Genomic DNA, 10,775 nt, shown 5'->3' with positions numbered 1-10,775 from the left:
GTCCCCGGGCCGGGGGGCACCGCGTCCGCGAACCCCGCGGCGAGGGCGCCCGCCAGCCCGGCGACGAGGTCCTCCCCGCGCCGCGCCGCACCCGCCCGCGAGGCCGGCGCCGGCACCACGACCCACCGGCCCGGTGGCGACGCCGCCGCCACGGCGGGCGCCGCACGGCGCACCACGGCCGCGAACCAGGGCGACACGTCGGCGCGCCCGCGGTCCTTCCACGCCACGACGGCGCTCCGCACGACGCCCGTGCCCACCGCGAGCGCCCAGACCGGCAGCACGGTCCCGTCGAGGCGGTCGAGCCGGCCGGCGGCGTGCTCGCACCGGCGGGGAGGGCCGGACCAGCGCCGCAGGCACGCCGGGCACAGCGCGCGGCCGGGCGCCCCGCAGCCGGCGCAGGTCACCGGGAGCACCAGATCCACCAGGTCGTGCAGCAGCCTCGTCATCCCGCCATGCTGCGTGCCCGGGGGCCCGCCACGCCGCCGGCGTCCCCAGGCGCCCGGCTCCCGCACGGGGTGCCGTCCTGGGGAGGGGTCGGCGCCCGCTCAGCCCGCGAACGACGGGTCGCGCACGCCGTCCGCGACCCGCTCCCAGCTGGACCCGGACCGGGCGTACAGCGCCCCGTCGGCGGTGGTGACGTACAGCGCCCCGTCGCCCTTGCCGCCGGCGATGTCCACGGAGTCCACGATCGGCGGGCGCGCCTGCACCTGACCGGACAGCGGCACGAGGTGGTACACGTCGGTCGTGGTGCTGCCGGAGCGCCCGAGCACGCCGAGCGTGCTCTCGTCGACCCACACGACGCGGGACGCGTCCAGCAGCGTCACGCCGGTGCGCCACGCCTCGCCCACCACCTGCGGCGTGCCGGAGTCGTCGCGCACCACGGCGGCGACGTCCACCCGCACGCCGTCCGACCCGGACGACACCACCGCGACCCGGGTGGCGTCCCGGGCCATCCGCACCGAGCGGACCGTGCGGTCCTGCAGCCACTCCGCCTCGACCTCGACCGACGTGCCCTCCGCGTCGACCGCCAGGAGGCGCCCGGGGGCCGACGGCGAGGCCGTCCAGACCCACCCGAGCCGGTCCACGGACGGCGCGACCAGGTCCGGCTCGCGCAGCAGCAGCTGCGACGGGGCGCCCGTCATCGGCACCGTGACCAGCCGGTCCGTGCCGGACAGCATGACGCGCAGGTCGCCGGCGCCGTCCCGCGCCGGCTCCCGGGCGTCGAGCCCCGCCAGGGACGCCACACCCTCGACGTCGACGAGGTCGCCCTGGTCGAGCCGGACCAGCCCGCCGTCGTGCAGCGCCTCGAGCGACCCGCCCCAGTCCTGCCCGCGCTCCAGCTCCGCGGGCTCGGCGCCCAGCGGCACGCCGCCGGCCGTCACGTCCACGGCGCGCACGCGGGCGATGCGCAGCGACGCCTCGAGCTGCGCCTGCAGCAGCGCCCGGTCCTCCGGCTCGGGCGGCAGCGAGCCCGCGGACAGGCTGACCGCCGCGCGGCCCTCGTCGTCGACCGAGACGGCGTCCGGCTGCAGCGCGGCCCCCTCGGGGATGGGGTTGCGCACGGCGTCGCGCAGCCAGTCGGACGGGCCGGCGATGAGCGCGCGCACGATGGAGGTCGCGAGGTTCCGCACGGGGAACCAGCGCGTCTCCGGCACGAGGAACAGGCCGTCGCCCGAGACGAAGTACACGGTCGCCGACCGGTAGATCGCCTCGAAGTTCGGCTGCGACAGCACGACGCCGTCCTCGAGGCCGGAGATGCGCCACTGCCCGTCGTCGTCCTGCACGAGGTCGAAGACCAGCGACTCCTCCGCGTCCGGCCCCGCCTGCGCGTACCGGCCCTCCGCGTCGATCCGGGCCGCGACGCGGATGGTCACCTGGACCTGGTACTGGCCCTCGAGGCGGATGTCGGGGCTCGACGCGGTGGAGTACACGACGACGCGCTCGCGCGGGCTCCAGGAGCGGCGGGCCTCGCCGGACAGGTACTCGCGGGCGTTGCGGAAGTCGTCCCCGGCGTCGGCGGTGGTGGTCGTGTCGCGGCTGAACCCGGCGGCGCTCGCGCCGAGGAACCCCCGCACGATGTCCTCCTGCGAGCCGTCCTGCGGCGGCGGGTCGCCCAGCGGCTCCACGGGGCCCTGGTCGGTGACGCCCTCGACGCCGACGCCCACGGGGCCGGAGGTCGGGATGCCGACGCAGCCCGCCAGGGTGAGGAGCAGGGCGGCCAGCAGGCCTGCGAGGGCTGCGCGGCTCCGGTACCGGGGTGTCATCCGTCCTCCCGGGACGTGGGACGGGCCGCGGCCTTGCGCCGGGCCACCGCCTGCTGCGCCTCGCGCGCCCGCTCGACGACGTCGAACGAGCCGGTGGTCGGCGGCAGGTCGGGCAGGGCCGCCGGGTCGGCGCCGCGCTCCGCCGCGCCCGCGTCGTCGGGACGCGGGTCGGCCTCCGGCTCCGCGGGCGGCTCCAGCGGCAGCGGCGACCCGGACAGCACGATGCCCGCGCGGCGCGGCAGCGTCAGGCGGAACGAGGCGCCCTGCCGCGGCCGGCCCCAGGCCTCCAGCCAGCCGCCGTGCAGGTGGGCGTCCTCCAGCGAGATCGCGAGGCCGAGCCCCGTGCCGCCGGTCGTCCGCGCGCGGGCGGGGTCCGCGCGCCAGAACCTGTCGAACACGTGCTCGGCCTCGTCGCGCGTCATGCCGACGCCGTGGTCGCGCACCGTGACGGCGACCGCGCGGTCGTCGGCGCCCACCGTGACCTCCACGTCGGTGCCGTCGGCGTGCTCGATCGCGTTCACCAGGAGGTTGCGCAGCACCCGCTCGACGCGACGCGGGTCGACGTCGGCGACGCAGGTCTCCTCGGGCTGGGTGACCGAGATCCAGGTGCCCTTGCGCCCGGCGAGGGGCACGGCCTGGTCCACGGCGGCGCCGACGATGTCGCGCACGTCCCGCGCCTCGGCGTCCAGCACCGCGGCGCCCGCGTCGAACCGGCTGATCTCCAGCAGGTCGCCGAGCAGGTCCTCGAACCGGTCGAGCTGCTGCTGCAGCAGCTCCGCCGACCGCCGCACGGCCGGCGGGAAGTCGTCGCGGGACTCGTAGAGCATCTCGCCGGCCATCCGCACCGTCGTCAGCGGGGTGCGCAGCTCGTGCGAGACGTCGGAGACGAAGCGCCGCTGGAGCGCCGAGAGGTTCTCCATCCGCACGATCTGGTCCTGCAGGCTCTCGGTCATCTCGTTGAACGACCGCCCCAGCCGCGCGAGCTCGTCCTCGCCCCGCACCGCCATGCGCTCGTCGAGGTTGCCGTCCGCGATGCGCTCCGCGACGTGCGCCGCGAGCCGCACGGGCCGCACGACCTGCCGCGTGACGAGCCAGGTCATCGTGACGAGCAGGGCCACGAGCGCGACGCCGGCGATGCCCAGGACGCCCAGCAGGAAGTCGAGGCGGTCCTGCTCGGCCTGCAGCGAGTAGAGGAAGTACAGCTCGTAGGAGCCGGCGGACGGCACGGTGACGACCTGCCCCACGACGACACCGGGCTCGACCCGGCCCGTCCCGGAGGACGCCGCCGGCCACGCGACGGACTCCCAGCGCTGGCCGTCGTTGCGCGCGGTCGCGTCGCGCAGCTCGTCCGACACGAGCTGGAGCAGCGTCGAGTCCGACGCGGCGCTCGTCACGAGGATCGGCTGCTGCTGGCCGCGCGTGCGCAGGATGAAGACCTCGCGCTCCCCCGAGCCGCCGGAGCGCAGGGCGATGACCATGTCGTTGAGGAGCTGCTGGATCTCCGGGGCGGTGGCCGCCGTCGAGGCGTCGAACGTCTTCTGGGCCTGAGCCGCCGACCGCGCGGACTCCGCGAGCACCTGGTCGACCCGGGCCGTGAACAGCCCGTCGCGCACGCTGATCGACAGGTACCCGCCGAGCACGACGAGCGCCACCAGCCCCGCGGCCAGCGTCCAGGTGATGACGCGCGCCTGCAGCGAGCCGCGCCAGCCGCGCACGAGCCGGCGCAGCCGCGCGGCGGTCCGCACGGCCAGCAGGCGGCGCACCCGCGTCGACCGTCCCGGCGCCCCCGGCGAGGAGGGTGCCTGCGGGGGCCCGCTCACGACGGCGTCGCGCCCGCCTTGTAGCCGACGCCGCGGACGGTCACGACGATCTCCGGGCGCTCGGGGTCGGCCTCGATCTTCGAGCGCAGCCGCTGCACGTGCACGTTCACCAGGCGGGTGTCGGCGGCGTGGCGGTACCCCCACACCCGCTCCAGCAGCACCTCGCGGGTGAAGACCTGCCAGGGCTTGCGCGCCAGGGCGACGAGCAGGTCGAACTCCAGCGGCGTCAGCGGGATCGGCACGCCGCCGCGGGTGACGCGGTGGCCGGTGACGTCGATCGACAGGTCCCCGATGCGCAGGTGCTCGGGCGCGGGCTCGTCGCTGCGCCGCAGGCGGGCCCGGACGCGCGCGATGAGCTCCTTCGGCTTGAACGGCTTGGCGATGTAGTCGTCCGCGCCGGACTCGAGGCCCAGCACGACGTCCACGGTGTCCGCCTTCGCCGTCAGCATGACGATCGGCACGCCCGACTCCGCGCGGATGAGGCGGCACACCTCGGTGCCGTCCTTGCCGGGCAGCATGAGGTCGAGCAGCACCAGGTCCGGCTGCGAGGTCCGGAACGTCTCCAGAGCCTCGTCCCCGTCCGCGCAGAAGACCGGCTCGAACCCCTCGGAACGCAGGACGATGCCGATCATCTCGGACAGGGCGGTGTCGTCGTCGACCACGAGAACGCGTCCCTTCATCGGACCATGATGGCATCCGCGGGCACCGCGCGGGGCCGACGCCGGGCGGGCGGTCGCGCGCCGGACCGCACGCCCCCGCCCAGGCTGACGTGGCACGATGGCCGCAGCCGCGCCGCGGGACCCCGGGCCCCGCGCGACGTCGTCCGCCCGGGCACCCGACCCGGCCCGTCCGCCCCGAGCAGCCAGGAGCACGCGATGAGCACGCCGCACGACGAGGGCCGCCCGCAGGACGCGCCCGACGCCGGCGAGGACCCGCGCCCCGCGCCCCGCTACGGGCAGTACGCGCCCCCGGGGTGGCAGCCGCCCGCCCCGGACCGGGGCGCGGCGAGCCCGTGGGGCGACCCGGCCACCCACCCGGGTGCCCCCCGTCCGGGTGGCTGGACGCCGGCGGGCGGCCCTGGCGGGTACGGCGGCGGCGCGCCCGGGCAGCCCGTCCCGCCCGGGTACGGGCAGCCGACGCCTCCCGGGTACGGGCAGCAGCCGGGCCACGGGCAGCAGCCCGGGTACCCGCCGGCGCCCGGCTACCCCCCGGCCCCCGGGTACCCGCAGCAGCCGGGGTACGGCCAGCAGCCCGGGTACGGCCAGCAGCCCGGGTACGGCCAGCCGGGCCCCGGCGCGCCGACGCCGTACGGCTGGGGCCCCGCGCCCTACCAGCCGCCGGTCGCGCAGCCCGGCATCGTCCCGCTGCGCCCGCTGAGCATCTGGGAGATCTTCGACGGCGCGTTCCGCGCGATCCGGCACAACCCGAAGACGATGTTCGGCCTCACGGCGGTCGTCGTCACCGTCGCGACGGCGCTCGGCGCGCTCGTGCAGTGGTACCTCGCGGGCCTCGTCGCCAACGAGGTGAACGGCTGGTTCGCGACCGGCGGCGTGAACGGGGCCGAGCTCGACCTGGTCGGCGAGTCGTTCGGCTCGTCGCTGGCGTCGCTCGCCGGGCTGCCGCTGACCGCGCTGGCGTCGTCGATCCTCACCGGGCTGCTCATCATCTCGGTCAGCCGCTCGGTGATCGGCCAGCGCGCGCAGGTCGGCGACGTCGTGCGCGGCTCCGGCAAGCGGCTGTGGTGGGTGATCGCGTTCGGGATCATGCAGTCGCTCGCGGTGCTGCTGCTGTCGGGCGCGGTGGTCGGTCTGACGATCCTGCTCTGGAACACCACCGAGAGCCCCGGCGTGACGGTGCTGGTCGCGCTCGTCGGCGCCGCCGTGCTCGTCGTGGCCGCGTTCTGGCTGACGGTCCGCACGATGCTCGCGCCGGCGGCGCTCATGCTCGAGGGCGGCCGGTTCTGGGCGTCGGTCGCCCGGGCCTGGCGCCTGACCCGCGGCAGCTTCTGGCGGCTGCTGGGCCTGTACCTGCTGGTGTCGATCCTCGTGGGGATCGTCGCGTCGCTCGTCGCGGTCCCCTTCACGACGATCGCGACGCTGCTGCTCGACGACCCGTTCCTCACCAGCGGCGCGGGGATCGCGCTGTCGGCCGTGGGCCAGGCGCTCGGCAGCACCGTCAGCACCGTGTTCATGGCCGGCGTCATCGCGCTGGCCTACATCGACGTGCGGATGCGCCGCGAGGGCCTGGACGTCGAGCTCGCGCGGGCGGCGGGGGACGCCGGGCGGTGACGTCCGCCGCGACCGCCGCGCTCCGGCCGCTCGCCCTGCGGGGCGAGGTCCCGGTCGTGCCCGACGCCGACCAGGCGCGGGGGTGGCTCGAGCGCGAGCTCGCCGACCCGGTGTACCACCAGCAGCCGAGCATCCTCAGCCGGCTGCTGGAGTGGCTGCGCGACCTGTTCGCGCGCGCCGACGGGGCGGCGCTGGGCGACGTCGGCACCCTCCTCGTGGTCGTGGGGGTGCTGGCCGTGGTCGTGGTCGTCACGTTCCTCGTCACCGGCCCGGTGCGACGCAGCCGCCGGCTCGCCCGCGCGGGTTCGGTGCTGGACGCGGACGACCGGCGGTCCGCGGCCGAGCTGCGCGCCGCCGCGGACGCGGCTGCCGCGCGGGGCGACTGGGCCGCGGCGGTCGCGGACCGGTTCCGCGCCCTGGTCCGCTCGCTGGAGGACCGCACCGTCCTGGACGAGCGCCCGGGGCGCACGGCGCACGAGGCCGTCGAGGCCGCCGGCCTGCGCCTGCCCGCCCACGCCCGGGACCTGCGCTCCGCCGGCCGCCTGTTCGACGACGTGGTGTACGGCGACGTCGTGCCCGGTGCCGCGGACGACGCGGCCCTGCGCGAGCTCGACGCGCGGCTCGCCGCGACGCGGCCGACCGTGCCCACCGTGCCCGCCGGGATCGGGGTTGCCCCGTGAGCGCACCGCGCGGCCCGGTGACCGCCGCACCGGCCCCTGCCGGCACCGCGGCTCCCGCGGGCTCCCCGGCCCCTGCGGGCTCCCCGGGACCCGCTCGCCCCGACGGCACCGTCCTCGGCGACGGGACGACCGCCCGGAGCCGCGCCGGGTCACGCTGGCGGCGGTACCGCTGGGTGCTCGTCGTGGCCGGCGTGCTGGCCGTGGCGGTGCTCGCGGCGGTGCTCCCCGCACCGGTCCGCAGCACCACCCCGCTGGCGCCGGACAACCCGCACGAGAACGGCGCGCGGGCGGTGGCGGAGGTGCTGGCCGACCAGGGCGTGACGACGACCTACGTCCGGAGCACGGCGGCTGCGGTCGCCGCGGCCGGCCCGGGCACGACCCTGCTCGTCACGAGCGACTGGCTGCTGACCGACCCCCAGATGGACGCCGTCGCCGGCTCCGGCGCCGACCTGGTGCTGCTCGACCCGACGTACCTGCTGGCGCTCGCCGCGCCCGGGCTCGACACCGGCTGGAGCGGCAGCGGGACGCCGGCCCGACTGAGCGCGACGTGCGCCGACGACGACGCCGGGGCCGCGGGCACGATCACGGGCTCGGGCGCGGGCGTCGTGGTGAGCGGGTCCGGCCCGGCGGCCGGTGCCTCCCTGTGCTTCCCGCTGCCGGGCACCGAGCCGCAGGCCTACCTCTACGCCGACGTCGAGTCCGGCGGCCGCCGCGTCACGGTCCTGGGCGACGCGGGGCTGCTGACGAACGCCCGGGTGGCGGACGACGGGAACGCGGCGCTCGTGCTCCGGGCGCTCGGCCGGCACGACGAGCTGGTCTGGTACGTGCCCTCCGCGACCGACACCGGCGGGGGCGAGGCCGCCGGCCCGGGGCTCGCCGACCTGCTGCCGCCCACCGCCCGCCTGGTGCTGCTGCAGGCGCTCGTCGTCGTGCTGGCGCTCGCGCTCTGGCGCGGCCGGCGTCTGGGCCGCGTCGTCGTCGAGCACCTGCCCGTGGTGGTGCGGTCCGCCGAGACCACGCGCGGCCGCGGACGCCTGTACCGGGTGGCGCGGGCGCACGGCCACGCGGCCGCGTCCCTCCGGGCGGGCACGGCCGCGCGGCTCGCCCGCCGGCTCGGGCTGCCGCGCTCGGCGGACGCCCCCTCCCTGATCACCGCGGTCGCACGCGCGGCGCACCGTGACGAGACCGAGGTCCGCGACCTGCTGTACGGACCGCCACCCCCGTCGGACGCGGGCCTGGAGACCCTGGCCCGCCTGCTCGACCAGCTCGAGAGCGAGGTTCACCCCACGTGACCCAGGACCACCCCGCCCCGACCCCGTGGCAGCCGGACCCGGCGGCCCCGCCGGCGCCCCCCGCTCCCCCGACGGCGCCGGCGGCGCCCACCGGGGCCGCGCCCGCCGCCCCCGCCGCGCCGACCGTGCCGACGGCGCCGGCCGCCCCCGTGGCGCCTCCGGAGCCCTCGGCCGACCTCCGCGAGGCGCTGGGCGCCGTCCGCACCGAGGTGGGCCGCGCGGTCGTCGGCCAGGAGGCCGCCGTCACGGGCCTCGTCATCGCGCTGCTGTGCCGCGGCCACGTGCTGCTCGAGGGCGTGCCCGGCGTGGCGAAGACCCTGCTCGTGCGCAGCCTGTCCGCGGCGCTCGACCTGGACACCAAGCGGGTGCAGTTCACGCCCGACCTGATGCCCGGCGACGTCACCGGCTCGCTGGTGTACGACGCCCGCACGGCCGAGTTCTCGTTCCGCGAGGGCCCCGTGTTCACGAACCTGCTGCTCGCCGACGAGATCAACCGGACGCCCCCGAAGACCCAGGCGTCGCTGCTGGAGGCCATGGAGGAGCGTCAGGTCTCCGTGGACGGCACGCCGCGGCCGCTGCCCGAGCCGTTCGTCGTCGTCGCCACGCAGAACCCCGTCGAGTACGAGGGCACGTACCCGCTGCCCGAGGCGCAGCTCGACCGGTTCCTGCTCAAGCTGACGCTGCCGCTGCCCGAGCGCGCCGACGAGATCGAGGTGCTGGCCCGCCACGCCGCCGGGTTCGACCCGCGCGACCTGGCGCGCGCGGGCGTCCGGCCGGTCGCGGGTGCCGGGGTGCTCGACCGGGCGCGCGCCGAGGTCGCGCGGGTGCAGGTCGCCCCCGAGGTGCTCGGCTACGTCGTGGACCTGGTGCGCGCCACCCGCCGGTCGCCGTCGCTGTCGCTCGGGGTCTCCCCGCGCGGCGCCACGGCGCTGCTGGCGACGTCGCGGGCGTGGGCGTGGCTCTCGGGCCGCCCCTACGTCACCCCGGACGACGTGAAGGCCCTGGCGCACCCGACGCTGCGGCACCGCGTGCAGCTGCGCGCGGAGGCCGAGCTGGAGGGCGTCACCGCCGAGTCCGTCCTGGACACCGTCCTGGCGTCCGTGCCGGTCCCCCGCTGAGGCGCCCGTGACGATCACCTGGCGGGCGGTCGCGCTGACCGCGGTCGGCGTGGTGCCGGTGCTGCTGCTGCCGACCCCGGGGACGGTGCTGCTGTGGGCGGTGCTGTGCCTGGTGGTGTGCGCGGTCGACGCCGCGCTGGCCGCCTCCCCGCGCGCGCTCGCGCTGCGGCGGCAGGTGCCGGGGCCGGTGCGGCTGCACGAGGACGCCCGGTCGCGGCTGACCGTCACGCACACCGGCGCGCGCCGCCTGCGCGGGACGGTGCGGGACGCCTGGCAGCCGTCCGCCGGCACCGGCCGCGACCGGCACCCGGTGGACCTGCCCCCCGGGGAGGCCCGGCACCTGGACACCCCGCTGCGTCCTTCGCGACGCGGCGACCTGCACGCCGACCGGGTCACGGTGCGAACCGTGGGCCCGCTCGGCGTCGCGGGGCGGCAGGCCTCGTTCGACGTCCCCGGGACGCTGCGGGTGCTGCCGGCGTTCGCGTCCCGCCGCCACCTGCCGAGCCGGCTCGCGCGCCTGCGGGAGATGGACGGCCGGGCGGCGGTGCAGGTGCGCGGCGCCGGCACGGAGTTCGACTCGCTGCGCGAGTACGTGATCGGGGACGACGTGCGGTCGATCGACTGGCGCGCGAGCGCCCGGCGGTCCGACGTCGTGGTGCGGACGTGGCGGCCGGAGCGCGACCGGCGCGTGCTGATCGTGGTCGACACGTCGCGCACGAGCGCCGCGCGCACCGGGGAGGAGCCGCGGCTCGACGCGTCCGTGGAGGCGGCGCTGCTGCTCGCGGCGCTCGCGTCCCGCGCCGGGGACCGCGTCGAGCTGCTCGCCCACGACCGGACCGTCCGCGCCCGCGTCGCGGGCGTCTCGGGACCGCGCCTCATGCCCGCCGTGGCGGACGCGCTCGCCGGTGTCGAGCCGTCGCTCGTCGAGGCGGACTGGCCGGGCCTGGTCGGCCAGGTGCAGCAGCGCCTCTCGCAGCGCGCCCTCGTGGTGCTGCTGTCCGCGCTGGAGCCCGCGGCCGTCGAGCAGGGCCTGCTGCCCGTCGTCGACCGGCTCGCCTCCCGGCACCAGGTGGTGCTGGCCTCGGTGCGGGACCCCGAGGTGGAGCGCCTGCGCGCGGGACGCGAGGACGTCGCCGCGCTGTTCGACGCCGCCGCGGCCGAGCGCACCGAGCTGGAGCGCTCCGCCCTCGCCCAGCGGCTGCGGGGCCGCGGCGTCGAGGTCGTCGACGCCCTGCCCGACGACCTCGCGCCGCGGCTCGCCGACGCCTACCTCGCGCTGAAGGCCGCCGGCCGGCTCTGAGCGGGCCGGGGGG

The 10,775-nt window shown here is 77.7% G+C and carries 8 protein-coding genes and 1 pseudogene; 5 read left to right on the top strand and 4 right to left on the bottom strand.

Annotated elements, in window-relative coordinates:
- The 4 genes and pseudogenes from AAHH18_RS09785 to mtrA form a co-directional block, all read right to left on the bottom strand.
- Nucleotides 1-446: pseudogene (locus AAHH18_RS09785) on the bottom strand (ComF family protein); the annotation flags it as partial.
- Between the two features lie 99 nt (nt 447-545).
- A complete protein-coding gene (locus AAHH18_RS09780) occupies nt 546-2,264 on the bottom strand; it encodes an LpqB family beta-propeller domain-containing protein (RefSeq protein ID WP_283319793.1) in 1,719 nt (572 codons plus the stop codon).
- Nucleotides 2,261-4,027 (bottom strand): MtrAB system histidine kinase MtrB, encoded by a 1,767-nt coding sequence (mtrB, locus tag AAHH18_RS09775; RefSeq protein WP_343301469.1) that lies wholly within the window; start codon nt 4,025-4,027, stop codon nt 2,261-2,263. The genes AAHH18_RS09780 and mtrB overlap by 4 nt, the downstream gene beginning before the upstream one ends.
- Before the next feature lie 53 nt (nt 4,028-4,080).
- Nucleotides 4,081-4,764, bottom strand: coding sequence for an MtrAB system response regulator MtrA (mtrA, locus tag AAHH18_RS09770; RefSeq protein ID WP_283319791.1), 684 nt, complete (start codon nt 4,762-4,764; stop codon nt 4,081-4,083).
- A 195-nt stretch (nt 4,765-4,959) separates the two neighbouring features.
- Here mtrA and AAHH18_RS09765 point away from each other — a divergent pair, with 195 nt between their 5' ends.
- The 5 genes from AAHH18_RS09765 to AAHH18_RS09745 all read left to right on the top strand — a co-directional run bounded on the left by AAHH18_RS09765 (nt 4,960) and on the right by AAHH18_RS09745 (nt 10,762).
- The gene (locus tag AAHH18_RS09765; protein WP_343301468.1) at nt 4,960-6,372 is read left to right on the top strand and encodes a hypothetical protein; all 1,413 of its coding nucleotides are present in this window, start codon (nt 4,960-4,962) and stop codon (nt 6,370-6,372) included.
- Nucleotides 6,369-7,052, top strand: coding sequence for a DUF4129 domain-containing protein (locus AAHH18_RS09760; RefSeq protein WP_343301467.1), 684 nt, complete (start codon nt 6,369-6,371; stop codon nt 7,050-7,052). Before AAHH18_RS09765 ends, AAHH18_RS09760 begins: the two co-directional genes overlap by 4 nt.
- Nucleotides 7,049-8,344, top strand: a complete 1,296-nt coding sequence (locus tag AAHH18_RS09755) for a DUF4350 domain-containing protein (RefSeq protein ID WP_343301466.1) — start codon at nt 7,049-7,051, stop codon at nt 8,342-8,344. Before AAHH18_RS09760 ends, AAHH18_RS09755 begins: the two co-directional genes overlap by 4 nt.
- A 149-nt stretch (nt 8,345-8,493) precedes the next feature.
- The gene (locus AAHH18_RS09750; protein WP_459349110.1) at nt 8,494-9,462 is read left to right on the top strand and encodes an AAA family ATPase; all 969 of its coding nucleotides are present in this window, start codon (nt 8,494-8,496) and stop codon (nt 9,460-9,462) included.
- Between the two features lie 7 nt (nt 9,463-9,469).
- Nucleotides 9,470-10,762, top strand: a complete 1,293-nt coding sequence (locus tag AAHH18_RS09745; RefSeq protein ID WP_343301465.1) for a DUF58 domain-containing protein — start codon at nt 9,470-9,472, stop codon at nt 10,760-10,762.
- Nucleotides 10,763-10,775: the final 13 nt, after the last annotated feature.

The organism is Cellulomonas olei (assembly GCF_039548315.1).
Classification (GTDB): Bacteria; Actinomycetota; Actinomycetes; order Actinomycetales; family Cellulomonadaceae; genus Cellulomonas.
Note: the sequence above shows the minus strand (reverse complement) of the source record. Positions and strands in the feature narration are given on the sequence as shown.